Source organism: Arthrobacter sp. MYb214, from assembly GCF_002979865.1.
Lineage (GTDB): Bacteria > Actinomycetota > Actinomycetes > Actinomycetales > Micrococcaceae > Glutamicibacter.
In genome coordinates, this window is sequence record NZ_PCPZ01000004.1 from 296,541 (window position 1) to 321,672 (window position 25,132).

Consider the following 25,132-nt stretch of genomic DNA (forward strand, 5'->3'; position numbering starts at 1 on the left):
CCCGGGTCTAGAAGCATGAACTTCTGTTCGGGATCCCTCGTTCAATTTGTCTAAGAGAGGGACGACATGACTCGTACTCGTCCGAACGCCTTGAAAGTTCTGGCTTCAGCGATGGCGGCAGCAACACTGCTGACTGGCTGCTCGCTGAAAGAACCACGGCCGGAAATAGCGCCGGTTGTGGCGCAAAGCAGTAATCCGCAAGCCGAGCATAAGCTCGACAACGTTCCTTCACTCAAAGGCAAAAAGGTCGGCATCGCGGCCAAGGATATCCTGCACGACTACTCGCGCGTGGTCTACCAGCAGATCCAAGAGCGCATCAAAGAGCTCGGCGGCGAGGTCATCGCTACCCAAGCCGAAGCCAAAGACGAGAAGCACGTCTCTGACGTAGAAAACCTGATCACCCAGTCGCCCGATGCCATCGTGGTGATCCTGGGCGATGCCCAAACGCTCACTCCTGCCTTGGCCAAGGTGGACGCCGCCGGGATCCCGCTGTTCACCATCGATTTCCAAAGCGAATACTCGAAGAACAACGTCACCAGCGACAACTGGAACGTCGGCACCACGCTGGCTCGCACCATGGCTGAAGACCTCCACGGCAAGGGGAAGATTCTGGTCTTCAACGGCTTCCCCGGTGTGACTCCCTGCCGGATCCGCTACAACAGCCTGAACCTGGTGCTGGAAGACTACCCAAATATCGAGAAGATCACCCCGGAACTCCAGGACAAATACGAAGGCACCATCGAGGATGCCAAAAACCAGATCCAGGACCAACTGCGCAGGCTGCCCGAGGGCGAAGTTGACGCGATTTGGTCCTGCTGGGACATGCCGCTGATCGGTGCCGCGCAGGCCATCGATCCCACTGGTGGCGACATCAAGCTGTATGGAGTGGACGCAGAGCCCGGGGCCCTGGATTTGATAGCGAACCCGGACAGTTCATACCAGTTCACCGTCGCTCAGCCCACCAAGCAGATTGCCGCTGCCTCGGCCACTAATATCGCCCTATTCCTCGATGGGCAAACCGATCTGGTTCCGAGCACCAGCTATGCCGAGCCGATTTTTGTCGACAAGGACAACGTGAATCAGGTGCGCCATGACAACGGAATCTAAGGAACTGCTGAGCATGGCCGCCATCAACAAGTCCTTTGGCACGGTCGCCGTGCTCGACCATGTGCACCTGCAGCTTCGGGCCGGAGAGGTTCTGGGCCTAGTGGGCGAAAACGGAGCTGGAAAATCCACCCTGATCAAGATACTCACCGGGCTGTACACCCTGGACTCGGGGCAGATCGAACTTGCCGGCCAGCCGGTGCAAATTCGCCGGCCTGCCGATGCCGAAGCGCTAGGCATTGAAGTGATTCACCAGGACCGCCATCTGGCCGGCCGCTTGACCGTCGCCGAACAGCTGTATCTGGGCACCGCGAAGAGTCGTGGGCTCTGGCGCCACGAGCGCACCGCGCAGGCAGCAGCCCGGGCGGATATTTTGCGAACCACCGGCCAGGAGCTGGACACCGGTGCCTTCGTTGATGAGCTCAGCGTTGCCCAGCAGCAGCTGATCCAGATTGCCCGTGCCGTACTGGCCGAACCCAAGGTGCTGATTCTCGATGAGCCGACCGCACCGTTGGCCAATGATGAAGTTGAACAGCTCTTCGGCACGATCCGGCATCTGCGGGACCGCGGGGTAGGGATCATTTTCATCTCGCATTATCTCCAGGAACTGCGGCAGATCACCGACCGGATTACGGTGCTGCGCAACGGCAGAAATGCCGGTGACGCCAGTTTCGCGGACGGTGACAGTATCGAAGATGTCATCGGCTTGATGCTGGGCAACCAGGTTAACGAGTTCTCGCACCAGAGGCGCGAGCCGCCCGCCGTTCAGGGCGAGCCTGCCCTTGAACTGGTGGACCTCTCGGTGGCCGGAACATTGAGCGGCATCAATATCTCGGTGGCGCCCGGAGAAATCGTGGCCGTCACCGGATTGGTGGGATCGGGGATTGAGGTGCTCGCCGACGCGGCCACCGGCAATCGTGCGCATACCGGCTCGGCGCTGCTGCACGGCCGGCCGGTGGCATCTGCGGCGGACTTTGCCGCCCGGGCAGGCGCCTACGTCCCGTCGAACCGGCATTCAGATGGCATCTTCCTGCGCAACACCGTGCGCGAAAATATTGCAGCGGCCAGCCTGCGAAAGCTTGGCCGCCGCCTGGGCTTGTTGAATGCGCGCAAAGAGCGGGACACAGCCAGCGAACTGGTGCAGCGCCTGGATATCCGTCCTGCGAATCCAGAAGCCGTGGCTTCGGGTTTGTCCGGCGGCAACCAGCAGAAAGCGGTATTGGCCCGCTGGTTGGCCAAGGGATCGGACGCGCTCGTCTTGGACCAACCCACCTCGGGCGTCGACGTGGGAAGCCGTGCGCATATCTACGCGCAGATTTCCCAGTTGGTCCAGCAGGGAGCCGCCGCGCTGTTGGTCAGCGTTGACCTGGAAGAAGTAGTGGGACTGGCCGATCGAGTGCTGGTGCTCTATCGCGGTCGGATCATCGCCGAACTGCCGTCGAGCGAGGCGAGTACGGAAAGAATTCTGCACTTGGCATCCAGCGGCCAAACCGCCGGAACATCACGCGAAGAGGTCAAAGCATGAGCGCCACCCTTGTTCCGGTCGACGAAGCACCTGCGCCTGGCGCGTCCCGCACGAAGCCGAGATTGGCGGCCTGGATCGGCTACGCCGGCATCACCGCGGTGCTGCTGCTCTTTGCCTTCGGTTCCCCATTTTTCTTGACGGCTTCGAATATCGCCACCATCCTGACCCAAGCGTCGGTCTTCGGCATTGCCGGGGTGGGGCTGGCCATTGTGATCATCGCTGGCGGCGACGACGTGCTCAACGGAGGCATCGACCTGTCCACCGGCGCGGTGGCAGGACTAGCCGGAACGGTGACCGCGCTGGCCGCGGCTGCCGGAACCCCGGGCATGGTCGCGGTGCTCTACGGGGTCCTCGTTGCCACCGCGATCGGCGTCGTCAATGGCCTCTCGGTCACCTTGGGCCTGCGTCCGCTGCTGGCCACCTTGGCCACCATGGGGGTGGCCGCTTCGCTGGAACTGGTCTTCAGCCAGAACTTGAAGATCGCCGTTACCGGTGGCTTCTTCGAAGCGGCGCGGGGCAGCGTGCTCTTCGGCATCCCATTGGTGGCCTGGCTTATGGCGCTCATCGGGGCAGCGGTGTGGTGGGTATATGGCAAAACCAGCTGGGGAGTGAATTCCTATGCGGTTGGCCAGAATCCGACCGCCGCGCAGGTGGCGGGACTTGACCCGCGCCGATACCGGCTAGCTAGCTATGTGCTCAGCTCGGCGTTGGCTGGCCTGGCCGGAACGCTGCTGGTGGCAAGGCTTTCGGCCGCCGTTCCAGGCATCGGAACCCAAATTCTCCTGGACATCATCCTGGTGGCCTACATGTCCATGATCTTTTCGCGCAGGCGGCTGGTCAGTGTGGTCGGCACCGTTCTGGCCGCGGTATTTGTGGCCGCCCTGGATAACGGATTGACGCTGCTGGGCGTGGCCAGCCAGTGGGTGGGTGCTGCCAAGGGCCTGCTGATCCTGCTGGTCTTGGCCAGCGTGACCCTGCGCGGAAGGAAGAACCGATGAGCACCATTGAAACCCTGGCCGCACCCGTGGAGCCGAGCCCCGGACCGGTCGCAGCCTACAGCGGAAAGAAACGCGGCACGCTTCAAGCATCGAGGCTGGTGGCTCCGGGTACGTTGGCCCTGATCCTCATCGTGTTCTCGGTGCTCAGCCCGGTGATTTTCACCGTGGGAAACCTCTTCGGAATCCTGGGGCAGGTGGCTTTGCTCGCCTTGGCCGCCATCGGGTTGACCCTGGTGGTGCGCGCCGGAGGCATCGACCTGTCGATTGGCGTGGCCCTGGACCTGGGAGCCTTGGCCAGCGCTTGGCTGATCCATGACGGCTACCGTGCGTGGGTGGCCGTGGCCGGCGGGCTGCTTTGCGCCTTGGCGGTGGGAGCGGTGAATGCGCTGCTGATCGTGATCCTGCGAATCCCGGCTTTCCTGGCTACGCTGAGCGTGTGGTTTGCCGGCACCAGCGTGCAGCAGCTGCTCACCGGCGGCGGCGCACCGATCTACCTGTCGGCGCCCCTGGTGCCGGACGGTTTTGCCGTGATCGGGCGCGGATACTTCCTGGGCATTGACGCCGCCATCGTCAACGCGGTCTCCATCTCCCTGGTGGTGGCCCTGCTGCTTGGCATCACCCGCTACGGGCGGAAGCTGACCATGGCAGGCGAACAGCCGAGCGCCGCAAGAATATCTGGCCTGCGGACCAATGCGCTGATCGCCAGCGCCTACCTGTTGTGCGCGGTGATCGCCGGATTCGCCGGAGTGGTGCTGGCAGCACGCTCCAACGGATATGTCCCGGGCAGCGGACAGGCCTATCTGATGGATGCCATTGGCGCGGTCTTCATCGGGGCAACCATCAGCCGCTACGGGCGAGTGTCCGTGGGCGGAACGCTGATCGGCGTGGTGATTTTTGGCCTGCTGGATAACGGGCTGAACCTGATTGGCCTGTCCTTCTTCTGGCAAGACCTGGCCCGAGGGCTGGTTCTCCTGTCCATCCTGCTCGCCGCCGTGGTGCTCGGGAGGGCCAAGAGTCGGCCGGCCACCGGCATCTTCGCGCTATTGCGCACGACCAAGCATCAGGCACTGACGAACACCGCGAAGGGAAACAGAAAATAATGGGCAAGCGCATCCACCTTAACGCCTTTGACATGACCTGCGTCAGCCACCAGAGCCCTGGGCTGTGGCGGCACCCGCAGAATCGAGCCGACGAATACAACACCCTTGAATACTGGGTGGATCTGGCCAAGACCCTGGAGCGCGGTGGCTTTGATGCCCTGTTCCTCGCCGATGTACTTGGCATCTATGACGTGTACCAGAATTCCAGCGGTCCAGCCTTGCTCGATGCCGACCAGGTGCCACTGAACGATCCCTTCATGCAGGTTTCCGCCATGGCCGTGGCCACGAAGAATCTCGGTTTCGCGGTGACCAGCGCGCTGACCTATGAGCAACCCTACGCGCTGGCCCGGAAGTTCTCCTCGCTGGACCACCTCACCCGCGGGCGCATCGGTTGGAACGTGGTGACTAGCTACTTGGAGTCGGCGGCCCGCAATCTGGGCATGGCCAGGCAGCTGGATCACGACGCCCGCTACGACATTGCCGATGAATTCATGGACGTGGTCTACAAGCTCTGGGAGGGATCATGGGAGGAAGACGCGGTTCTCAAGGACCGCGAACGTGGCGTCTACACCGACCCTTCCAAGGTGCATCCGATTAACCATCACGGCCAGTACTTCAACGTGCCGGGCATCCATCTTTCCGAGCCTTCCATCCAGCGCACCCCGGCGATCTTCCAAGCGGGCGCTTCTTCGCGCGGCCGGCGCTTTGGCGCGCAGCATGCCGAGGGCATCTTCCTGAATTCGATCAATACCGCGGTCACCCGCCGCCAGACCGATGCGATCCGCGATGAGTTCGAACTGGTGGGTCGGCCCCGGGACGCCGCCAAAATCTATGCGCTGATGACCACTGTGGTGGCTGATTCAGACGCGCAGGCGCAGAAGCTCTACCGCGAATACCAGTCCTATGCCTCGCGCGAAGGTGCCATGGCATTCTATGGCGGGTGGTCGGGCTTGGACCTGAGCCAGTACGCGCCGGATGAGGAGCTGCAATATCTGGAAACCAACGCGGCGCGATCGGCGGTATCGATTTTCACTACAGCGAATCCGCAGCAGAAGTGGACCCCGAATGCCATCGCCGACTACCTCGGAGTTGGCGGCATCGGACCGGTGCTCGTCGGTTCGCCGGAAACCGTGGCGGACGAAATCGAGCGTTGGGTGGATGAATCAGGATTGGACGGGATCAACTTGGCCTATGCCATCACCCCAGGTTCCTTCGAGCAGTTCACCGATCTGGTGGTTCCCGAGTTGCGGAAGCGCGGAAGAACTTGGGCAGGATACGAAGGCAACACCCTGCGCGAATATCTGGCGGGTCCCGGCACGACGCGAGTGGCTGACGATCACCCTGCAGCCGCCTATCGCGGGGCTTATGCGGGAAAGGCCTCGGCAGCGGAATCCGAAGCGAGCCAAACACCTGAAGCTGTACTAGGCGCCCGGTGACACATGAGGAAATATGACGGCCACTGAGGCCCCTGTGAAGGCCTCGAAAATGTCGATTCATGACGATGTTCCGTCCTATGACATCTTCCCTGCCAAGCGGAGGCCGTCGGTGCTTCACTGATGGAGAACAACCCATCCAGAGCGGCTAAGAGACCTGGCTCCGAGTCGCCGCAGCAAGCCTGCACTCCGCAGGTAGTGCTAACGCCAGGTTCGATGGATCCGCAGATTTTCTGCATCCTTCGGAATCCATAGCCCAAGAGGAGAACGAAGATGACTGTACTGGATACCCAATTGCCGCGCGTGCCCTACACCGGCACTGCTGATGAAGCTGAACTGGCTGATTGGCGCGACGTCGCCCAGCAAGTAGCTGACAAGCTGGCGGCTGACGCGCTCGAACGCGACCGAAAGAACGCCCAGCCTTTCGCCGAAGTGCAGCTGCTGCGCGAAGCCGGGTTGCTCAATCTCTTGGTGCCTGCAGAATTCGGCGGAGCCGGAGCCCATTGGGAAACGGCCTTCGAAGTGGTCCGCATACTGGCCGCAGCTGATGGATCCATCTCGCAGTTGCTGGCTTACCACTACATCAACCAGTCCGGCATTCCGTTCTACGCCCCAGCAGAAGCGCAAGGGGCATGGTGGCAGCGCACCGTGGAAGGTGGCTGGCTCTGGGGCGATTCGGTGAATCCAGTTGATCCGGATTTGACGCTGAGCGCCGAAGGGGACGGCTACCGACTGAATGGAGCCAAGCGATTCTCCACGGGTTCCGGTGTTGGCGAGGTCATCGTCATCAACGCGCTGGTCCAGGGCGGAGAATACGACGGGCAGATTCTCGCGTTGGTTCTGCCACGCGATATCGATGGCTTGGAAATCGTTGACGACTGGGACTACCTGGGACAGCGGCTGAGCGCGTCGAATTCCTTGAAGTTCCACAACGTGCGGCTCGAAGCAGGGGACTTGCTGGGATTCGTCACCGATGAACCGGTCTCCACCCTGCTTACCCCCGGTATCCAGCTGGCCTTCGCCAACTTCTATCTGGGCATCGCCCAGGGAGCACTGGAGCGCGGCAAGCAGATCTTGCTGGGCCGCAAGAACGCCTGGCTGTTCTCGCAGGCAGAGACCTACTCGCAGGACCCGATCTTCCAGCGCACCGTCGGAGAGCTCAAAGCCCGCACCGCAGCAGTGGCGGCGCTGACCGAGAAGCTGGGCCGGAAATTCGACGCCCTGCTCTCAAAGGCCGGGGAAGTCACCCAGCCCGAACGAGCGGCGTTGGCCGTGGAAATTGCTGAAGCCAAGGTGGTCTCCACTGAGGTGGGAGTGGATGTGGCGAACCGGATCTTCGAGGTGACCGGTTCATCTTCGACTGCGAACTCGGTGGGCCTGGACCTGTACTGGCGCAATGTGCGCACCCATTCGCTGCACGACCCAGTGGACTACAAGAAGATCGAGGTCGGCGCCTACTTCCTGCGCGGAGAGTCCCAGCCGCTCTCGCTGTACACCTAAGAAAACTTCTCCCGGATTGGACTGAACGATGACTGTACTTGCAACTGGCAATCGACTCGCAGGCCTCAAAAACCGCTTCGCACCGCTCTTCGCGCGCATTGCGCAGGGTGCAGCTGAACGCGACCGCACCGGCGAATTGCCCTACCAGCAGGTCGCGGACCTGGCCGCTGCCGGCTTTGGCGCGGTTCGGGTCCCGGAATCGCACGGGGGTGCCGGTGCTACGCTGCCCGAACTCTTCGAGCTCTTCGTGGATCTCGCGGCGGCGGATTCCAATATTGCCCAAGCGCTGCGCGCGCACTTCGCCTTCGTCGAGGACCGTCTGGTTGCGGCCCCCGGTCCGGGGCGCGACAAGTGGCTGGCCCGCTTCGTGGCGGGAGAATTGGTGGGCAACTCCTGGACCGAGGTCGGCACCGTCAAGGTCGGGGACGTGATCACCAAGGTCACCCCGGACGGCGAGGGAAGATTCAAGCTCAACGGCACCAAGTACTACTCCACCGGCTCGATCTTCGCCGACTGGCTCGATACCTACGCAGAGCGCACCGACACCGGAAAGCGCGTGATCGCCGCAGTCAACCGCCACCAGCCCGGCGTCGAGCTGGCCGATGACTGGGATGGCTTCGGCCAGCGCACCACGGGTACCGGCACCTCCACCTTCACCGATGCGATTGTCGCTGAAGAAGACCTCATCGACTTCGATACGCGTTTCAAGTACCAGACAGCTTTCTACCAGCAGGTGCTGCTCGCTGTTCTGGCCGGCTCCGCCAAAGCAGCCGAGCGCGACTTCGCCGCCGAGCTGAAGGCGCGCAAGCGGACCTTCAGCCATGCCGCGGCCAATCTGGCGGCCGAAGACCCGCAGCTGCTGCAGGTGATCGGCGAGGTCTCCGCGGCGGCCTTCGCTGCCGCGGCAACGGTGGAACGAGTGTCGACGGCATTGCAGGGAGCCTATGAAACTGCGCAGGCGCTGCACACCGGCGAGGTGACCGGGGAAGAGGACGAAGCAGCCAACGATGCGGCAGAGCTGGCCAGCGCCCAGGCGCAGGTGGTGCTCACGCCATTGGTCCTCAACGCGATCACCCACGCTTTTGATGCGCTGGCCGCCAGCGCCACGAGCGTTACCAAGAACCTGGACCGGCACTGGCGCAATGCCCGTACCGCCGGCAACCACAACCCCTGGGTGTTCAAGGCGCGGTTGATTGGCGACCTGGCGGTTAATGGCACCGAGCTTCCGCGCGTGTGGGCGATTGGTGCATCAAAGACGATTCCTTGATTTTGCGGGTCCAGCATTCTTTGCCGATGCTGGGCCCGTGGTCGTCGGCCCGGGGGCAATTGATCGACCATGGTTCCAGCCGCCTGACGGATAGCTGCCGGCCTTGGCCTTAGCGCACCTGGGTAACCGTGCCACTTGCGATATGGAAGATATCCAAGTCGCGGGGCACGAAGAGGCTGCCAGAGAACTGTTTCGAAGCCCGCTGCCAAACTTCCATTCCAGATCCAGCGGGAACCAAATGATGCAGCGCCAAGTTCCGTGCTCCAGCCCGCTGGGCGATTCGTCCTGCATCTTCTGCGGTGGTGTGCGCGCGCCGATGATGTCCCATGCTCGCTTCCAGCTCGGAGGATGAAGCATGCGGGTAGCTACGAGCGATGGCCTCCAGATCAATAGCTTCATGGAACAGCAAGTCGCAGCCTTGGGACAGGCGCGCAAGATTTGCGCTTGGCGCTGTATCGCCGGAAATCACGACCGATCCATATCTCGAATCAAAGCGGAATGCGAATGCCGGAGCGATAGGTTGGTGCTGGACCAGGATAGCGCTAATTTTTACATGTCGATCAGCGTATATTTCAAAAGGCTCCATGTCCGGGTGATTATTGTGGTTGGGGTGGAAGCCTGTGCCGGCAGGAATCTCGATATCTACGCCATGGAAAATATCCGAAATATCAGGTGTCGCCGAATCCCGTCGGCGATCGTTGAGATCTGTCGCATGGGCGCGCAGCAGCAAGTTGACCATGGCGTTGGTCCCGGGTGTGGGCGACTGCGGAAATATGGCTTCCGGCTCCTCGGCCGCTGTCTGCATCGAGGGCAGCACTCCTCGATCACCCGGTCCGAAAACAGGAACCTGCCGACCCTCGGTGCCGCGGAACGCAAGGCCGCCCAGGACCATGACAGAATTCAGGTCAATGACGTGGTCTGAATGCTGATGGGTAATGAAAATTCCGCGCAGGGCAGTGGGGTGAATCCCGATCTCAGCCAGGCCCAAACCGACGCCTTGGCCGCAATCCACCAAGTAAGCGTGGCCGTCCACAACGATTGCGGTAGAAATTCCGCGACGGTGACCGGTTCCTGGATCCGGCCTCAATAGCGGGCCGCCAGCAGTTCCAAGCGCCACTGCATGCATTCCGGTCTTCATCACTGGCTTCATCTGTCTCCTGTAGACGGGTTACTTCATCGGCAAGCTGATGCCATCATCCGCGGAGGCAATGAAGTAGTCAAGAAATAATAGATTATTCGCCTCATAACATTTTCTAGTTGGCAGCGGTCCGCTGCCCGCTGGCTAGACTGGGCGGGTGATCAACTACACCCTGCGCCAGCTGCAGTACTTCGTCGCCGTCGCTGAACTCGGCTCCATCTCCGCCGCAGCGAAGCAGTGCCATATTTCCCAGGCAGCCATGTCCCAGTCCATGGACGAGCTGGAACGCGCCGTCGGCTCGCAGCTGCTGGTGCGCAGACGTGCCCGCGGCGTGGTGCTCACGGCTGTCGGCACCGACTTCCTGCTGGACTCGCGGGCCCTGGTGCGCCATGCCGAAGAAGTGCAGGACCAGATTGTCGAACGCCAGACCAAGCTCTCCGGCCCTTTGGTGATCGGCTGCTATTCCTCGCTGGCCGCTTTCTGGATCCCGGTGATCTGCGAACGCTTCACCAATGTGCACCCGGACTTGCAGGTCACCCTCGTGGAGGGGGACGGGGCCGACCTGCAGGAGCGCATGCTCAAGGGCCACCTGGATGCGGTGCTCACCCATACCCGCCACCTGCTGCCGCAGGTCTCTTCGCGTACGGTGATGTCGGGCCGGCCCTATGTGCTGGTGGGAGGCAATCACCGGCTGGCCGATCGCACCTCCGTCGCCTTGAGCGAACTGGCCGACGACGACTTCGTCTCCCTGGACATCCCCACGGTGCGCGATAACCAGCTGGTGAATCTTCGCATGTCGGGCTTGGACCCCAAGGTGCGGTGGAGTTCGCAGAGCTTCGAGGCGGTGCGCGGGATGGTGGCTCGGGGTTTGGGCTATACCGTTCTGGTGCAGCGCCCGCCGGTCAACCTGAGCTACGACGGCTTGCCGCTGTCGGTATTGGAGATCGAGGGCGAGGTTGGCGTGAGCGATATCTGCGTGGCCTACACCGCTTCGGACCGCCCTAGCTTGCGGCTGCGCGCGTTCTTGGATTTCTGCGAGGAAGCCGGAGCCGAGAAAGAGCGCAAGGCCGGTTAGAACCCGTAGGTTCCAACCGGCCTGCGCTCCAGCCAGTCGGGAGGCTAGTGGCTCATTTCCTCGGCCTCGAGGTCGGCGTCGCGGCCTTCCTTGATGCCGCGCATGGCCAGGGCGGCGACGATGAATGCGGCGGCCCAAACGGCTCCGGCGATCCACAGCGATCCGCCGCCCAGCAGCACCAGGCCTGCAACGATCATCGGGGTGAAACCCGCGCCCACGGTGGAGGAGAGCTGGTAGACCAGCGAAGCGCCGGTGTAGCGGATGCGGGTTGGGAACAGCTCCGCGGTGAACGCGCCGAACGGCCCGAAGATGAAGGCCTGGATGATGCCGTTGGCCACGAACAGCGCGATGGCGAACAGCCACAGCTGGCCCAGTTCCAGCATCCACATGATCGGCAGGGCGGCCACGGCGCCGGCGAGGATGCCGACCATCATGACCGGGCGGCGGCCCAGCTTGTCTGAATAGCGCGATGAAACCCAGATGCCCACCACGGTCAACGCGGCGCCAATGGCCTTGATGTTCAGCACCGCAGTGCGGTCCATGCCGACTTCCTCGACCACGTAGGAGATGGCCCAGACGGTCATCAGGCCCTGCACCGTGTAGGAGCTCATGCCCACCAAGGTTCCGCGGATGACGGACTTCGGGTACTTGGTGATGACCTCCATGAAGGGGGTCTTGCGCTCTTCTGCCTTGTTTTCCAACGCGAGGAACAGCGGGGACTCGGTGACCTTCAGCCGGATGACCAGCCCGATGCCCACCAGCGCGATGCTGATCAGGAACGGAATGCGCCAGCCCCAGGCCAGGAACTGCTCATTGGGCATGAGCGAGACGGCCGAGACTGCCAACGTGGCCATCACGGCGCCGGCCGGGCCGCCCATGTTCGCGAAGCTCGCCGCGAAGCCGCGGCGCTCCTTCGGCGCGTGCTCCAGTGCCATCAGCATGGCCCCGCCCCATTCGCCGCCCACGGCCAGGCCCTGGACGATGCGCAAGATGATCAGCGCGATCGGGGCCAGCATGCCGATCTGCGCGGTGGGAGGAAGCAGGCCGATCAGTGTCGAGGCACCGCCCATCATCGCCATCGAGGTGATCAGCACGCCCTTGCGGCCGATCTTGTCGCCGAAGTGGCCGAACACGATGCCGCCCAGCGGTCGGGCCAGATATCCCACGGCCAAGGTGGCAAAGGAAGCGAAGATGGCTACGCCCGGGGTCAGGCCAACGAAGAAGACCTTGTTGAAGACCAGCGAGGCCGCGGTGGCGTAGAGGATGAAATCGTAGAATTCGATTGCGCTGCCGATGAAGCTGGAAGCCAGGATCCGGCGCATCTGCGGGGATTTCAGCGAGGGAACCAACGCTTGTGCCTCCACGCCGTTGCCATTATTCAGGGTGCTGCTCATCGTACTGCCGCCATTTCACTGTTGACGCGGGAAAAGGATATCGTGTCCAGATCGTTGGGCACTAGGTAGTTGCCGGAGAATTTCGCGGCGTGGGCTTCCCAGACCTGCAAAGGCGTAGTTCCGGGGACCAGATGGTGCAGGGCCAGAGTGCGCGCCCCGGCCTCGTGCGCGATCTCGATCGCCTGCTCCGGCGAGGTGTGCGAGGCGCGGTGGTGGTCCATCGAAGCCTGGGCTTCCAAGGTGCCAACCGAACCGTAGGCGCGTTGCACCCAGTCGAAGTCGATGGCCTCATGAAGCAGCAGGTCGGTATCCTTCGCCAGGGCCACCAGGTTCTGGCAGGGCGCGGTGTCTCCGGAAATGGCCACCGAGCCTTCTGCGGTATCGAAGCGGAAGGCGAAGGCCGGAGCAATCGGCGGGTGCTTGACCAGTGTTGCGGTCACCGTGACCAGCTCGTCGCGGTAGATCTCGAACGGCGCGAAGCCCTTCGGTGTCGGGTTCTCGTTGGGGTGGTACCCGCTGCCGGCCGGAATCTCGATATCCGAGGCGATGAAGTGGTCCAGCGGGGAGGGGCGCAGGGCGTCGATCACGCGGTCATTCAGGTCCGTGGCGTAGGCCTGCATCAGATGCTCGAACATCGAGGCAGTGCCCGGGGTCGGGTTCTGCGCGAAGACCGGCTGCGGGGCGGTCACTGCGCGCGGGGAGGCAGGTGGCAGGGCGCCGCGGTCGCCGGGGCCGATGATGGAAATCGGAGCCTTGCCCGCTGGCAGGGTGAACATTCCGAAGATGGCCAGCGAAGCCAGGTCGATGGTGTGATCGGAGTGCAAGTGCGTGAGGAAGATGCCGCGAAGGTTCGCAGGGGTGAAGCCGGCTTTCATCAGCTGGTTGCCCACGCCGGTTCCGGCATCCACCAGGTAGACGCTTTCGCCCACGACTACGGCGGTGGAAATTCCCGCCCGCTTGCCGGCGTTCTCGCCAGTCCACCAGCGGGGTCCGCCGGCGGTGCCCAGCGTAACGACGTGGGGATTGAGATTGGTGGAGGCCATGGAATGCGCCCTTTCTTTGGTTCAAGTGCTGCATTCAATTCTTATGCGCTGGATCACATTCGTAAAACTGTTTTTATCAACCAACTAAATAGGTTTAGCCGATAATAGGTTGGGTATGCTCATAGCATCGACGCAAACCAAGGAGGGTCATGTCCGAGCAAGATCGCAGCCGGCTTTCACGCTGGATATTGCCACGGGGCAGTGAGCCTGACCCGCGCTTCACGCTGGCCAACGAGCGCACCTTCTTGGCCTGGATTCGAACTTCGCTAGCCTTCCTCGCGGGCGGCACAGCGCTGGAGGCCTTCGCCGCAGAGGCCTTCCCGTCGCCAGTTCGCACCTGGCTGGCGGTGCTGGTGATCGGCGTCGGCATCCTGATTGCTGCCGGTGCAGCCGTGCGCTGGGTCCGCGTGGAACGCAGCATGCGCACCGGCAGGCCGTTGCCGATTCCCGCCATTGTCCCGCTGCTGGCATTCGGTGCCGTGGTGGCCTCACTGGCGGCGATCGCCATGATTTTCTGGTCCCTCAGCTCGTGATGAAAGAGCCCATCGAGATCAGCGACCCGGGGTTGCAGCCAGAGCGCACCGTCTTCGCGTGGAACCGGACAATGGTTTCATTTCTCGTGGTTTCCGCGGTCTTCCTGCGCTGGCTTCCGCACTATGGCCTGGCCGTGATCCTGCTGATTGCGATATCTTCCTCGATGGCATTCGGGATTCTGCTCTCGCAGCGTGCCCGGTACCGGAAAATGGCGCAAGGCGTGAAGGCTGAACGCGTCAGCGCGGATGTTCTCGCCGTGCTGCTGACAACAGCGGTGCTGCTGGCTCTAGGCGCTTGCGCGATCATCCTTGTGCTCGGCGCCTAGTTCCGGGTGCTCGCCAGGCGCAGGTTTATCGAGGCTGCGGCAGTAGCGGCCAGAGGAGTTGCAGGCGCGGCGCGAGTGCTGTTCCGGCCCTATTGCGAATGCCCGGGCCGGTGCAGCCAGTCCAGGCGCTCTAGCTGTACCGGTGCTGGGACCCGGATTTACCGAAGGGTCAGGGCCCATGGAGCTCGAGAATCTCCGCGGAGCTGAATGCTACCGATTCCGCGAGCTTTTGCACCGCTGCATAACGCTGTGACTCCGCATCGATATCCTTGTGGAACCGGGAATTTCTTTCGTCCCTATCAGCCTCGAACTTCTTTCCGGCGAGAGCCAGCTCCCGGGCAATTAATGCTGCCAATCCGTCACGCAGTTGTTCCAGGGAGGTGTTGGAAATTTCCAATCTTCGGTTAGCTGCGCTCAGAACGGCATCAGGGTAGCCGGCGGCATCGAGTTGGCCGCGCATGAAATCGCTGGTCAAGAACTCTGTTTCCTCGGCTGCGGGCTGGCGGTTGAAAACGGCGGCAACCCGGTACGCGCCGGGCGCCTTGTCGCTGAGCAAAGTTCCCGGCAGAGAGTTCATGAGCACCGGGCCTATCTTCAGCGGCTGGTGCTTCTTGCCAAGAGTGCGGGAGAAGTCCATCATGGCTTTTCCTTTCCATGTCCGTTCCATGCCGGCGACCAGGGTGCTCTGCCGTGGGCAGCAGCGCCTGGCGCCAGCTCAGCTAGGCTTGCCGTAGGGTTGCTTGGCCCGTAGCAGGCAAGATGTCCACGCGGCGCTCTGGTCCCTGTAGTGGTTCTTGCGAACTGTAGGCAACCTTGCGCCATCCGCATGAGGTGCAGGTCCAGAGCACTTCACGCATCGTTACCAGCATGTCCTGGCGCTGGCCAGCTTCGTGGCCGCCTTCGTTGTCCCATCTCTTGAGCTGGTTTTGATCATCGACGAATCGACGGGTTTCTGTTTCAACCAAGGTATTTCTGTAGCACCTCGGACAGCTGTTCGGCTTGTCCATGACATTCCCTCCGTTGCTGCATAGTCGTTTTTATTGCCGTGCTCTGCCCTCGGTGCTGCAGTTCAAGGCCGGTTCCACGGAAAACGCCGTACCATTTCTTGAGTTGGGCATCGCGGGGACCGCGGCAGTTGTGCGCGTACTGCCGTTTTGCACTGTCGGCTTCAAAGGTATTGTCCGGCTGTGCTGGTTGCATGATTCGCCACTAGCGGACCGAACCGGTCTGTGGGCTGCTGGAGCAAAACTGTGATTCGTTCCTGGCGGGCAACCCTTATCGGGCAAATGGGAGAAACGCAAGGAAGCGGGCAGTTAATTCGAGCCGCCTCGATAAAGATCCCGGTTCAACACTGCTGCGTTAATCTGAACGCCGTCCTCGGCAATGAGGAGGGCACAAAAGCTCTACGCCGGTAGGAAGTGCTTCCGATGACGGCATTTCTACGGAAGTTAGATCCAATTCCAGTCTACTCCGGTTTCCCGGTTGTGGACCGGAAAATGGCCAAGTGAAGCGACGAAGGGTGCCCGCGGCTGCAACGGCTTGTGTTGCCGAGGGGCGTCACCCTGTCGCGGTCCGGGCCATGGCGCGGGAGGCCAGCGGAAACCGCCATCGGCTAATGCGGGGCCCGATCTTGAATGTTCCGGAGTTCGGGGTCCAACGGGCGGGAATGCGCGTACAGTGAAAATACCGGTCCAGCTCGAATTCGCTGTAAAAGGGGATGATTCGCGATGCAGGCTGACGCTAGATTCAAGATGCCGTTCAATTTCGCCCAGGTGGTTATTGCGGCTTTCGGAGCCATGGGGCTTAGCACCTTGGCCTATTTTGTTGCCAGGGTTATCGGCGCATCCATGGAGTACTCCGGCGGCTTATTCCGGAACCTGGATTTCATCCACATCGTGCGATTCACTGCCCTGCCCATTCTCATTCTCGGCTTCCTGACCTTCTTGATCGGCCGGGCCAAGCCGGGCTTCTGCCGCATCGCCCAGTGGGTCGGGGTTGCCGCCGTCTTGACCTCAGCGGTGGTGCAGTGGTTCTTCGCCGAGGACTGGGGGACCGCGCTGACCCTGGCGATTATGCACCTGGTTGTTGCAGCGTCTTGGTATATCGCGGTGAACTACTCGAATAGGAAGTTCAACGAGATCGCGGCCCTGGAAAACCTATAGCCCTGCTAAGTGTCGCGGTTCTCACGGGCTTCTGAGAGCCGTGGCACAGGCACTCGGGAATAGAATAGTTGCGAACTATCAACAATTCTAGGAGTGCCATGACGTCTCAGGGACAACCCAATAGCCCATTCAATTTCATTCAGGTGATTATCGGTGCGCTGGGTACCAGCTACCTGAATGTCATCATTTTCTTCCTGTCTGGCGCCGCTGGGGCATCCCGCCGGATTGGTCCTAATTCAACTGATGTTGTCGCCTTTGACCACCTGTTGCAGTTCACGTTGATCCCGATTCTGTTCTTCGGCCTGGTGGTCTTCCTGATCGGACGGGCAAACAAGGGCATTTGCAAGATCGCGCAGTGGGCTGGCTTGCTCATCGCGGTAGTCTCGATCGTTTTCCCGATCATGAACGCAGCAGATGCCGCTACCGCTGTGGGCCTGTCCCTGATCCATATCGTGACCGGTATCGGCTGGTTCTTCTCGGTGCACTACGGCAACAAGGAGCTCCACGTTCCTTCCAAGGACGTAGCGCTCGTCTAAGCACGAAAAGCAAAACCTCGCAGAGCGATCAGCAATGATCTGTTCTGCGAGGTTTTCCGTTAAGCCGTGAGAGCTGCTGGTGCTGATTCGGGCTACACCCCAACTTTCTCGAGCTGAGGATGCTCGTAGGCTTTGCGCATGCGCGGCAAGAACAGCAGGCTGACGGCTGCCGCAAGGCACAGCACCGCAGCGGTAATCCACGCGGCCAGGTAGCTGCCGGTGGTTTCCCGCGACAGCCCTGCGGTCAGCGAGCCGGCGCCGGCGCCGATCATGTGGAAGGCGAAGACCCAGCCGAAGACCACGGTGGCTCTAACCGGACCGAAGTACTGGCGGCAGAGCACCACGGTAGGAGGCACGGTGGCCACCCAGTCCAAACCGTAGAAGACAATGAAGATCCACATCAGCGGCTCGACGGTTGGACCCATCAGCGAGTGCAGGAACATCAGGGACAGTCCGCGCAACGCGTAGTACACCGCAAGCAGCAGCCACGGGCGTACACGGTCGGTCAGCCACCCGGAGAGCACCGTGCCGAGGATATCGAAAATGCCAACCAGCGCCAGCAACCCGGAAGCGGTCGTTGCCGGCATGCCATGGTCGTGCGCCGCAGGGATGAAGTGCGTCTGCACCAGCCCGTTGGTAGACCATCCGCAGATCCAGAAGGTCATCGCCAAGACCCAGAATGCCGGGTAGCGTGAGGCCGCGAACAGGGCCTTGAGAGTCGCGGCAGCCATCGAACCCTGCTGCGTTCCGGATGCCGGCGCGGCTGCAGCTCCGGCCCCGCCGTAAGGCAGTACACCGGCTTCGGCAGGGGAATTGGCGAAGGGCCAGCGCAGCAACGGGATGATCAGCACCGCGAAGACCGCAACAACCAGAGCCGCGGCCCTCCATGAGTACTGCTCGATGATCAGCACAATGCTTGGCAGGAACACCAGCTGGCCGGCGGCATTCGCGCCAGAGAAGATGCCCATCACCAGGCCGCGCCGTTCGCAGAACCAGCGGTTGGCAACCACAGAACCGAAAACCAACGCCATCGCCCCGGTGCCCAGTCCAACCAGCACACCCCAGAGCGCCCACAACTGCCAGATCTGGCTGATGAACACGGACAATCCGGCTCCGGAGGCCACCAATGCCAGAGCGATGGCAGCCACCTTGCGCATGGAATACCGTTCCAGCAAAGTCGCGGCGAAAGGAGCTGCCAGGCCGTAGACCACCAGGTTGATGGTCACCGCGGTCGATAACTGGGAGCGGAGCCAGCCGAATTCGGATTCAAGTGGTTCAAAGAACGCGCCGGTGGTCGAGCGGAACGCCGCCGTGGCGACTAGCGCCAGCGTGGTCACGATGGCGACCAGCCAGGCTCGATGGATCCGCAATGGCTTCGGGGAGTTCAATCGCATGCTCCTTCTGGGTGTTGCTTTAAGCATTGCACCAGCGCTAACAGGCGTTGGAGTTCGTGACGTGCGAAGAACAAATATTGATGTCCGAAACAGGTGGAGCGCATTGCCTCGCCGGGATTAGCTGTGCATGGCGAAGCGCGGCAGACTCAGTTTTTGCGCCTGATCGGCTCTGCTTATTCGCTATGCGGGGTCGTTGCCGTTGCTGGGGTTCTGGCGCCGGCTGCGAGGGTGCCGGTCCTGCGGGGCCGGCGCACCCAGCGCCTGCCGCGGAAAGGTTTTTAGTTTGGCCCCGGAAGGCGGTTCGTCCTGGTCCAGCGGATCGGCCATGGCCGATGGGGCAGCGGAGGCTTGGCCTGTTGCGGCTGCCTCGGCGGTTTGGGCCGTCACCGGGGCATCGCGGATGACCGGCATCCTGCGTGGCGGCAGCGGACGACGATGGTGCACGAGATAAATCAGCATGGCCAGGGCCTTGTGCATGACCACGATGGTGAAGATGGCCGATCCGGCATAGCAGCCCCAGGCGACCAGGTGAAGCGTGGTCACTTCAAGGACGTTCAGCTCCAGCGAGCCGTTGAGCATCATGACGGCGCCGATTTGCTGGATGACCATGCCGAGCACGGCCAACCCCACCGCAAACCAGAAATACACCAGGGTATCGGCTCCGGGTTTCTTCACGACAGGCATTTGAACCTCCGTTGGCCAGCTGTCGGCGGTCATTGCTACACACTGTAGCCCATGGCGGGAAACAGCTTATCTGCCCAAGGTGGCCCGGGCCTGGCGCAGCAGCGGCTCATCGACCATCTGCCCTTCGAAAGCGAAAACTCCGGGATTCGCCTCCGCGGCGTCGAGGATCCGCCGGGCACGTTCCCGTTCTGCTTCGGTCGGTGCGAACGCCTCGCGAATGACCGGCATCTGGTTCGGGTGGATCGAGGCTTTCGCGGCGAATCCCGAGGCCTTGGCATCGCGGGACTCCTCGCCCAGGCCTTTGAGATCTGGAATATCGAGGTACACGGAATCAATTGCGGCCTTGCCGTTGGCCACCGCATGCAGCAGCACCTGCGACCGCGCGAACCGTGCCACCTCGCGGTAGCTGCCATCGTGGCCGCGCGAGGATGTGCCGCCGAGCGAGGCGATCAGGTCTTCGGCGCCCCACATCAGCGCGACGACATTCTGCGCCCCGGCAATGTCCGAGGCATTGGTGATGCCCTTGGCGGTTTCGCACAGTGCCAGCACGTCGTAGCCTGCCAGCGCGGCCGGCTGCGCCGCCGATTCGCACTTGGGCAGCATCACGGTGCGGTAGGCCGTTTGCCCCAGCGCTGCCAGGTCCTTGGCGAAGTGCTCGCTATCGACCGGGTTCACGCGCACGATGACCCGCGCGGGATCCAGCGGCGTATCCAGCAAGGCGCGGCGGGCCGCGTCCTTGTTCCCGGCAGCCACAGCGTCTTCCAGATCGATGATGACCGCATCGGCACGCTGTGCCGCCTTGGCGTAGCGCTCGGGCCGGTCGGCCGGGCAGAACAGCAGGGAAGGGCCCATCAGGAACTCAGTCATCAGCTTTTCCTCCCTTGGCCTGCATCGAATCTTGGTGTGCTTGCCTGGTCCACATCAGGCAGGTGCGGTTTGCGGTGGTCACGATGTCGCCGTGCTGGTTGCGGCCGGTGTGCGTCATGGACGCCAGGCCCTGCCCGGGGCGGGACTTGGATTCGCGCAGTGCGGTGATCTCGGTTTCGGTGTAGAGGGTATCGCCGTGGAACATCGGGTGCGGGAAGCGCACGTCATTGATGCCCAGCTGCCCCACGATGGTGCCCTCGGTCAGCTGGCCCACCGACTGCCCAATCATGGTGCTCAGGGTGAGCAGGGAGTTGACCAGCGGCTTGCCGAAGGGCTGGGTGGATGCCCATGCCGCGTCCAGGTGCAGTCCCTGGTTGTTCATGGTCATCGTCGTGAACGCGACGTTATCCGCTTCGGTCAGGGTGCGCCCGGGCTTGTGCACGTAGGTGGCCCCCAGCTGCAGCTCATCGAAGTAGAGGCCGCGCTGCTCGACACGTTTGTGGGTTTGCTCGCTCATGCGTCCTGCTCCTGATGCTGTGCTTCGGTTGGCTGGGTTGCTTCCACGGTGGCCACGACCTGCTTGGCCTTGACCAGATCCCCGGTCTTCAACCCGGTCATGCGCACGATGCCGTCCGCGGGGGAGAAGAGCTGGTGCTCCATCTTCATCGCTTCGATGCTCAGCAGCAGCTGGCCTTCGGCGACCGCATCGCCATCGGCCGCCTGCACGTTGATCACGGTGCCGGGCATGGGCGAGAGGACATGCGGGGAGAAGGTCCCGGATTGCTTGGCGATGGTGGCCAGCTGGCGTTCGAGGACTTCTTCGCGGGGCAGCTTGCGCACCGCCGCGGTCCAGCCTTCCTCGCACAGCCACAGCGTGCCATCGGCGGCGAAGGCATGCTGTAGTGCTGTGCGCTGGCCGTTGACGGACAGGGTTCCATCCGGTTCCTGCCGCACGGTGAATTCTTCGGCGCCCACGCGCACCCGGCTCGAATCGGGGTCCCTGAGCAACGCGGTCCTGCCCTCGGCGGCCTCGACGTCGAAGTGCCCGATGCTGGCCCGGCGATGCTGGGCCCGCCATCCGTCGCGCAGGCCCCACGGGGTATTCGCGGCTGGAATGCGCCGATCCTCCAGATGCGCTGCCAGTGCCAGTTCGCGGGCCCCGACCTGGCGGAAGGCGAACTGGTCCATCTTCCGCTCGATCAGGTTGGTGTCCAGGGCCCCGGCGGCCACATCCTCGTCGGCCAGCAGCAGCCGCAGGTATTCGCTGTTGGTCAGCACGCCCAGCACCACGGTGCCGGCTAGTGCCTTATCCAAGCGGGCCAGCGCCTCGGTGCGATCCGGGCCCCAGGCGATGAGCTTGGAAAGCATCGGATCGTAGTGGGCGCTGATCTCCAGGCCGTCGCGCAGCGAGGAATCCACCCGGACATTCTCCGGCTCGCGCACGTGCAGCACGGTGCCCACCGAGGGCAGGAAGCCGGAGGACGGGTCTTCGGCGTAGAGCCGGGCCTCGATGGCATGGCCTTCCAATGCCACCTGGTCCTGGGTGAAGTCCAGTGGCTGTCCGGCCGCGATGCGCACCTGCCACTGGACCAGATCCAGCTTTGCGCCGTTCACCCGCACGACTTCCTCGGTGACCGGGTGCTCCACCTGCAAGCGGGTATTCATTTCCATGAAGAAGAATTCGTCGGGGTTCTGGTCGCTCACCAGGAACTCGACAGTTCCGGCGCCGACGTAGCCCACCGATTGCGCAGCGGCCACCGCGGCGGCGCCAATGCGCTCGCGGATCGCCGCGCCGTGCTCCAGATTCTCGAACAGCGGAGCCGGGGCTTCCTCGATGACCTTCTGGTGGCGGCGCTGCAAGGAGCATTCGCGTTCGCCCAGGTGCACGGTGTTCCCGTGCGCATCGGCCAGGATCTGCACCTCGATATGGCGTGGATTGCGTACCAGCCGCTCGAGGAACAGGGTGTCATCGCCGAAGGCATTGCGTGCGGTGCGCCGGGCGCTGGCCAGTGCTTCGGTCAGTTCTGCGGCGGATTCCACGGCGAACATGCCCTTGCCGCCGCCGCCGGCCGAAGGCTTGATCAGCAGCGGGAAGCCGACGTCCGCGGCGGCGGCGAGCAGCTGCTGATCGCCCAGGCCGGGTTCGGCGATGCCGGGAACCACCGGCACCTGGTGGGAGAGGACATGGTTCTTGGAACGGATCTTGTCGCCCATGAGATTGATGGAGTTCACCGGCGGGCCGATAAAGGTGATGCCGGCAGCTTCCAGCGCCCGGGCGAAGTCCACGTTCTCGGAGAGGAACCCGTAGCCGGGGTGCACCGCCTGGGCACCGGTGTGCCGGCAGGCGGCGATCACCGCGTCAATATCCAGGTAGCTTTCATTGGCCGCAGCCGCACCGATGCGCACCGCGCGATCGGCTTCGGACACATGCAGCGCCCCGGCATCGGCATCGGAGTAGACGGCGACCGATTCGATGCCCAGCGCCCGCAGGGTACGGATGATGCGCACCGCGATTTCTCCGCGGTTGGCGATCAGGACAGTGTCAAAGAGCTTCGTAGTCATGGTGTTTTCCTCGTACTACATCCGGAAGAGGCCGAAGCTGGTCTCCGGCAGCGGCTGGCGGGCGCAGACATCCAGGGCCAGGCCGAGCACCCGGCGGGTATCTGCCGGGTCGATGACCCCGTCGTCCCATAATCTGGCGGTGGAATAGTAGGGGTTTCCCTGGGTTTCGTACTGCTCGCGGATCGGGGCCTTGAACGATTCCTCCTCCTCGGCGCTCCAGTTGCCGCCGCCCGCCTCGATTCCGTCGCGCTTGACCGTGGAGAGCACCGAGGCGGCCTGGGCCCCGCCCATCACCGAGATGCGCGCGGCCGGCCACATCCACAAGAAGCGCGGGGAGTAGGCCCGGCCGCACATCGAGTAGTTGCCGGCGCCGAAGGAGCCGCCGATGACCACCGTCAGCTTGGGCACCCGGGCGGTGGCCACGGCGGTGACCATCTTGGCCCCGTGCTTGGCGATGCCGTCCGCCTCGTAGTCGCGGCCCACCATGAATCCGGCGAGGTTCTGCAAGAAGAGCAGCGGGATGCCGCGCTGGTCGCACAGCTCGATGAAGTGCGCGCCCTTCATCGCGGACTCGGAGAACAGCACGCCGTTGTTGGCGATGATGCCTACCCGGTGCCCGTGGATCTGCGCGAAGCCGGTGACCAGGGTGGTGCCGTAGTCGGCCTTGAATTCGTGGAACTCGCTGGCATCGACGATGCGGGCAATGATCTCGTGCACGTCGTAGGGCGCGTTGACATCCACCGGCACCACCCCGGCCAGTTCACTGCCCGGGTAGAGCGGCTCGACGACCTGGCTTTCGATACTCCAGGCGGGGGCCGGGTTGGCCGGCAGGGTGGAGACGATATCGCGGATGATCATCAGCGCGTGCTCGTCGTTCTCGGCCAGGTGGTCCACCACGCCCGAGGTCTTGGCGTGCAGGTCGCCGCCGCCCAGCTCCTCGGCGGTGACGATCTCCCCGATGGCGGCCTTCACCAGCGGCGGGCCGCCCAGGAAGATGGTGCCCTGGTTGCGCACGATGACCGTCTCGTCGCTCATTGCCGGAACGTAGGCGCCGCCGGCGGTGCAGGAACCGAGCACCGCAGCCAGCTGCGGGATCTTCTTCGCGGAGAGCTGCGCCTGGTTGTAGAAGATGCGCCCGAAGTGCTCGCGGTCCGGGAAGACCTCGTCCTGCATGGGCAGGAACGCCCCGCCCGAATCCACCAGGTAGATGCAGGGCAGGCTGTTCTCCAGCGCGATTTCCTGGGCGCGCAGGTGCTTCTTGACCGTCATCGGGAAGTAGGTGCCGCCCTTGACGGTGGCGTCGTTGGCGATGACCAGCACGTGGCGGCCGTGCACCAGGCCGATGCCGGCGATCATTCCGGCGCCGGGGCTGGCGCCGTCATACATGTCCTCGGCGGCCAGCGGTGCGATTTCCAAGAAGGGCGAGCCGTCGTCCAGCAGCGCGTCTACGCGTTCGCGGGGCAGCAGCTTGCCGCGATCCACATGGCGCTGCCGGGACTTCTCGGAGCCGCCGCGCGCAGCGCGTTCGAGCCGTTCGTGCAGTTCGGCCAGCAGTGGTGCCTGGTCGGCGGCGTTGCGCTCGAACTGCTCGGGGTTCAAGTGGGAGGAGAGGGTCTTCACGAAGTCAGTCCTTGCTGGTCGGTTCGCTGGCGATCACCCGGGGTACGGGCAGCTGCTGCGCAGGCAACGGGAATTCGTCGGGCACGGCCAGGATGCGCATGGCCAGGGAAATGAAGTTCAACTGCACTTGGGCCAGTGTGAGTCGGCCGTCCTTGCGGTACCAGTGCGAGACACCGGTCCCCATTTCCATCAGTGCCAAGCGGGCGATGCCCAGGTCCACGGTGCTGAAGCTGCCCTGGCGCTCGCCGGCCTGAAGCGCGTCGGCGAAGAGCTGCTCGTAGGCGTCGCGCAGTTCCTGCATCTGCTCGCGGGCCTTGGCCGATAGCGCGCGCATCTCGTATTCGGTGACACGTGCGGTGCTGGGATTGGTGGCGGTGAACCCCACGTGGAAGGCCACGAGCAACGCGAGCTGGCGTACCGGGTCATTGCTGCCGGCCAGCGCCTGCTCGGCACCGGAGATCATGGCGGCCAGGCAGTCGTTCATGATGCCCACCAGCAGGTCTTCCTTGCCGCCGACGTAATGGTAGAGGGTCGCCGAGTTCAGTCCTACGGCACTGCCTAGTTCGCGGATGCCGGTGGCGGCGAAACCGCGCTGGGCAAAGCAGGCTACGGCTGCTTGCTGGACCTTTCCCAGTTCCATGGACACCACCCTGTGACTCAAGAGCCAATCAATCGATTGACTGCTTCCATCCAACCGAAGAAAAAGTGTGGTGTCAATCACCATCTTCCGCGGACGGGGACACCGAGTGGCGCTGCCATCCGCACCTCATACAACGCTCATGTTAAAAGGGGCCGAAATATGACGTTTGCTATTTATGAATCAAATGCAAAACACTAGACTGCTTGATGTTATTTACTGTCAAGCTCTAGT

Annotated in this window: 24 protein-coding genes; 12 read left to right on the plus strand and 12 right to left on the minus strand. The window is 62.9% G+C overall.

The annotated features are described in order from the left end of the window. Positions 1-66: 66 nt before the first annotated feature. The 7 genes from CQ012_RS12200 to CQ012_RS12230 all read left to right on the plus strand — a co-directional run bounded on the left by CQ012_RS12200 (position 67) and on the right by CQ012_RS12230 (position 8,927). Entirely contained in the window at positions 67-1,107 is a 1,041-nt protein-coding gene (locus CQ012_RS12200) for a substrate-binding domain-containing protein (RefSeq protein ID WP_105656443.1), read from the plus strand. Next, positions 1,091-2,629 carry a sugar ABC transporter ATP-binding protein gene (locus tag CQ012_RS12205; protein WP_105662296.1) on the plus strand — a complete coding sequence of 513 codons (1,539 nt, stop codon included), beginning with the start codon at positions 1,091-1,093 and terminating at the stop codon, positions 2,627-2,629. Before CQ012_RS12200 ends, CQ012_RS12205 begins: the two co-directional genes overlap by 17 nt. Beyond that, complete coding sequence (locus CQ012_RS12210) at positions 2,626-3,627, plus strand: ABC transporter permease (protein WP_105656441.1); 1,002 nt, start codon at positions 2,626-2,628, stop codon at positions 3,625-3,627. Before CQ012_RS12205 ends, CQ012_RS12210 begins: the two co-directional genes overlap by 4 nt. Next, positions 3,624-4,727 (plus strand): ABC transporter permease, encoded by a 1,104-nt coding sequence (locus CQ012_RS12215; RefSeq protein ID WP_105662297.1) that lies wholly within the window; start codon positions 3,624-3,626, stop codon positions 4,725-4,727. The genes CQ012_RS12210 and CQ012_RS12215 overlap by 4 nt, the downstream gene beginning before the upstream one ends. Then, a complete protein-coding gene (locus CQ012_RS12220; RefSeq protein WP_105662298.1) occupies positions 4,727-6,163 on the plus strand; it encodes an LLM class flavin-dependent oxidoreductase in 1,437 nt (478 codons plus the stop codon). The genes CQ012_RS12215 and CQ012_RS12220 overlap by 1 nt, the downstream gene beginning before the upstream one ends. Positions 6,164-6,433: 270 nt before the next feature. Then, a complete protein-coding gene (locus CQ012_RS12225; RefSeq protein ID WP_181149071.1) occupies positions 6,434-7,660 on the plus strand; it encodes an acyl-CoA dehydrogenase family protein in 1,227 nt (408 codons plus the stop codon). A gap of 28 nt (positions 7,661-7,688) precedes the next feature. Then, positions 7,689-8,927, plus strand: a complete 1,239-nt coding sequence (locus CQ012_RS12230) for an acyl-CoA dehydrogenase family protein (RefSeq protein ID WP_105662299.1) — start codon at positions 7,689-7,691, stop codon at positions 8,925-8,927. A gap of 109 nt (positions 8,928-9,036) precedes the next feature. On the opposite strand, the gene CQ012_RS12235 is transcribed toward CQ012_RS12230, so the two are convergent. Then, the gene (locus CQ012_RS12235) at positions 9,037-10,077 is read right to left on the minus strand and encodes an MBL fold metallo-hydrolase (protein ID WP_105662300.1); all 1,041 of its coding nucleotides are present in this window, start codon (positions 10,075-10,077) and stop codon (positions 9,037-9,039) included. A gap of 145 nt (positions 10,078-10,222) precedes the next feature. On the opposite strand from CQ012_RS12235, the gene CQ012_RS12240 reads away from it, so the two are divergent. Then, positions 10,223-11,140, plus strand: coding sequence for a LysR substrate-binding domain-containing protein (locus CQ012_RS12240; RefSeq protein ID WP_105656436.1), 918 nt, complete (start codon positions 10,223-10,225; stop codon positions 11,138-11,140). Between the two features lie 44 nt (positions 11,141-11,184). Here CQ012_RS12240 and CQ012_RS12245 read toward each other — a convergent pair whose 3' ends face one another. Continuing rightward, positions 11,185-12,534: an MFS transporter gene (locus CQ012_RS12245; RefSeq protein WP_105662301.1), complete on the minus strand. Its 1,350-nt coding sequence runs from the start codon at positions 12,532-12,534 to the stop codon at positions 11,185-11,187. After that, on the minus strand, positions 12,531-13,577 hold the full coding sequence (locus CQ012_RS12250; RefSeq protein ID WP_105662302.1) for an MBL fold metallo-hydrolase: 1,047 nt from the start codon (positions 13,575-13,577) through the stop codon (positions 12,531-12,533). The genes CQ012_RS12245 and CQ012_RS12250 overlap by 4 nt, the downstream gene beginning before the upstream one ends. Positions 13,578-13,726: 149 nt before the next feature. Between CQ012_RS12250 and CQ012_RS12255 the strand changes: the two genes are divergently transcribed. Together CQ012_RS12255 and CQ012_RS12260 are read left to right on the plus strand one after the other, a co-directional pair. Further along, positions 13,727-14,110 carry a YidH family protein gene (locus CQ012_RS12255; protein ID WP_105656433.1) on the plus strand — a complete coding sequence of 128 codons (384 nt, stop codon included), beginning with the start codon at positions 13,727-13,729 and terminating at the stop codon, positions 14,108-14,110. Further along, complete coding sequence (locus CQ012_RS12260) at positions 14,110-14,436, plus strand: DUF202 domain-containing protein (protein ID WP_105656432.1); 327 nt, start codon at positions 14,110-14,112, stop codon at positions 14,434-14,436. The genes CQ012_RS12255 and CQ012_RS12260 overlap by 1 nt, the downstream gene beginning before the upstream one ends. A gap of 169 nt (positions 14,437-14,605) precedes the next feature. On the opposite strand, the gene CQ012_RS12265 is transcribed toward CQ012_RS12260, so the two are convergent. After that, positions 14,606-15,076: a hypothetical protein gene (locus tag CQ012_RS12265; protein ID WP_105662303.1), complete on the minus strand. Its 471-nt coding sequence runs from the start codon at positions 15,074-15,076 to the stop codon at positions 14,606-14,608. A gap of 79 nt (positions 15,077-15,155) precedes the next feature. Continuing rightward, complete coding sequence (locus tag CQ012_RS12270; protein ID WP_105656430.1) at positions 15,156-15,401, minus strand: hypothetical protein; 246 nt, start codon at positions 15,399-15,401, stop codon at positions 15,156-15,158. Positions 15,402-16,187: 786 nt separating this feature from the next. Here CQ012_RS12270 and CQ012_RS12275 point away from each other — a divergent pair. After that, positions 16,188-16,598, plus strand: coding sequence for a DUF6069 family protein (locus CQ012_RS12275; RefSeq protein ID WP_286134073.1), 411 nt, complete (start codon positions 16,188-16,190; stop codon positions 16,596-16,598). A 98-nt stretch (positions 16,599-16,696) separates the two neighbouring features. Then, positions 16,697-17,134 (plus strand): DUF6069 family protein, encoded by a 438-nt coding sequence (locus tag CQ012_RS12280; RefSeq protein ID WP_105656428.1) that lies wholly within the window; start codon positions 16,697-16,699, stop codon positions 17,132-17,134. A gap of 92 nt (positions 17,135-17,226) precedes the next feature. Here CQ012_RS12280 and CQ012_RS12285 read toward each other — a convergent pair whose 3' ends face one another. The 7 genes from CQ012_RS12285 to CQ012_RS12315 form a co-directional block, all read right to left on the minus strand. Next, positions 17,227-18,528, minus strand: coding sequence for an MFS transporter (locus CQ012_RS12285; RefSeq protein WP_105662304.1), 1,302 nt, complete (start codon positions 18,526-18,528; stop codon positions 17,227-17,229). Positions 18,529-18,708: 180 nt separating this feature from the next. Then, entirely contained in the window at positions 18,709-19,212 is a 504-nt protein-coding gene (locus CQ012_RS12290) for a hypothetical protein (protein ID WP_105662305.1), read from the minus strand. A gap of 66 nt (positions 19,213-19,278) precedes the next feature. Beyond that, positions 19,279-20,079 (minus strand): HpcH/HpaI aldolase/citrate lyase family protein, encoded by an 801-nt coding sequence (locus CQ012_RS12295; RefSeq protein ID WP_181149072.1) that lies wholly within the window; start codon positions 20,077-20,079, stop codon positions 19,279-19,281. After that, a complete protein-coding gene (locus CQ012_RS12300; RefSeq protein WP_105662306.1) occupies positions 20,072-20,596 on the minus strand; it encodes a MaoC family dehydratase in 525 nt (174 codons plus the stop codon). Before CQ012_RS12300 ends, CQ012_RS12295 begins: the two co-directional genes overlap by 8 nt. After that, positions 20,593-22,641: an ATP-binding protein gene (locus CQ012_RS12305; protein ID WP_105662307.1), complete on the minus strand. Its 2,049-nt coding sequence runs from the start codon at positions 22,639-22,641 to the stop codon at positions 20,593-20,595. The genes CQ012_RS12300 and CQ012_RS12305 overlap by 4 nt, the downstream gene beginning before the upstream one ends. A 15-nt stretch (positions 22,642-22,656) precedes the next feature. Beyond that, entirely contained in the window at positions 22,657-24,261 is a 1,605-nt protein-coding gene (locus CQ012_RS12310; RefSeq protein WP_105662308.1) for a carboxyl transferase domain-containing protein, read from the minus strand. 4 nt (positions 24,262-24,265) lie between these two features. After that, complete coding sequence (locus tag CQ012_RS12315) at positions 24,266-24,901, minus strand: TetR/AcrR family transcriptional regulator (protein ID WP_105662381.1); 636 nt, start codon at positions 24,899-24,901, stop codon at positions 24,266-24,268. Between the last annotated feature and the right edge of the window lie 231 nt (positions 24,902-25,132).

Bases quoted from the DNA above. Each gene is read 5' to 3' on its own strand.
- CQ012_RS12200 (WP_105656443.1), top strand. From the start codon at position 67: ATGACTCGTACTCGTCCGAACGCCTTGAAAGTTCTGGCTTCAGCGATG.
- CQ012_RS12205 (WP_105662296.1), top strand. From the start codon at position 1,091: ATGACAACGGAATCTAAGGAACTGCTGAGCATGGCCGCCATCAACAAG.
- CQ012_RS12210 (WP_105656441.1), top strand. From the start codon at position 2,626: ATGAGCGCCACCCTTGTTCCGGTCGACGAAGCACCTGCGCCTGGCGCG.
- CQ012_RS12215 (WP_105662297.1), top strand. From the start codon at position 3,624: ATGAGCACCATTGAAACCCTGGCCGCACCCGTGGAGCCGAGCCCCGGA.
- CQ012_RS12220 (WP_105662298.1), top strand. From the start codon at position 4,727: ATGGGCAAGCGCATCCACCTTAACGCCTTTGACATGACCTGCGTCAGC.
- CQ012_RS12225 (WP_181149071.1), top strand. From the start codon at position 6,434: ATGACTGTACTGGATACCCAATTGCCGCGCGTGCCCTACACCGGCACT.
- CQ012_RS12230 (WP_105662299.1), top strand. From the start codon at position 7,689: ATGACTGTACTTGCAACTGGCAATCGACTCGCAGGCCTCAAAAACCGC.
- CQ012_RS12235 (WP_105662300.1), bottom strand. From the start codon at position 10,077: ATGAAGCCAGTGATGAAGACCGGAATGCATGCAGTGGCGCTTGGAACT.
- CQ012_RS12245 (WP_105662301.1), bottom strand. From the start codon at position 12,534: ATGAGCAGCACCCTGAATAATGGCAACGGCGTGGAGGCACAAGCGTTG.
- CQ012_RS12250 (WP_105662302.1), bottom strand. From the start codon at position 13,577: ATGGCCTCCACCAATCTCAATCCCCACGTCGTTACGCTGGGCACCGCC.
- CQ012_RS12255 (WP_105656433.1), top strand. From the start codon at position 13,727: ATGTCCGAGCAAGATCGCAGCCGGCTTTCACGCTGGATATTGCCACGG.
- CQ012_RS12260 (WP_105656432.1), top strand. From the start codon at position 14,110: ATGAAAGAGCCCATCGAGATCAGCGACCCGGGGTTGCAGCCAGAGCGC.
- CQ012_RS12265 (WP_105662303.1), bottom strand. From the start codon at position 15,076: ATGATGGACTTCTCCCGCACTCTTGGCAAGAAGCACCAGCCGCTGAAG.
- CQ012_RS12275 (WP_286134073.1), top strand. From the start codon at position 16,188: ATGCCGTTCAATTTCGCCCAGGTGGTTATTGCGGCTTTCGGAGCCATG.
- CQ012_RS12280 (WP_105656428.1), top strand. From the start codon at position 16,697: ATGACGTCTCAGGGACAACCCAATAGCCCATTCAATTTCATTCAGGTG.
- CQ012_RS12285 (WP_105662304.1), bottom strand. From the start codon at position 18,528: ATGCGATTGAACTCCCCGAAGCCATTGCGGATCCATCGAGCCTGGCTG.
- CQ012_RS12290 (WP_105662305.1), bottom strand. From the start codon at position 19,212: ATGCCTGTCGTGAAGAAACCCGGAGCCGATACCCTGGTGTATTTCTGG.
- CQ012_RS12295 (WP_181149072.1), bottom strand. From the start codon at position 20,079: ATGACTGAGTTCCTGATGGGCCCTTCCCTGCTGTTCTGCCCGGCCGAC.
- CQ012_RS12300 (WP_105662306.1), bottom strand. From the start codon at position 20,596: ATGAGCGAGCAAACCCACAAACGTGTCGAGCAGCGCGGCCTCTACTTC.
- CQ012_RS12305 (WP_105662307.1), bottom strand. From the start codon at position 22,641: ATGACTACGAAGCTCTTTGACACTGTCCTGATCGCCAACCGCGGAGAA.
- CQ012_RS12315 (WP_105662381.1), bottom strand. From the start codon at position 24,901: ATGGAACTGGGAAAGGTCCAGCAAGCAGCCGTAGCCTGCTTTGCCCAG.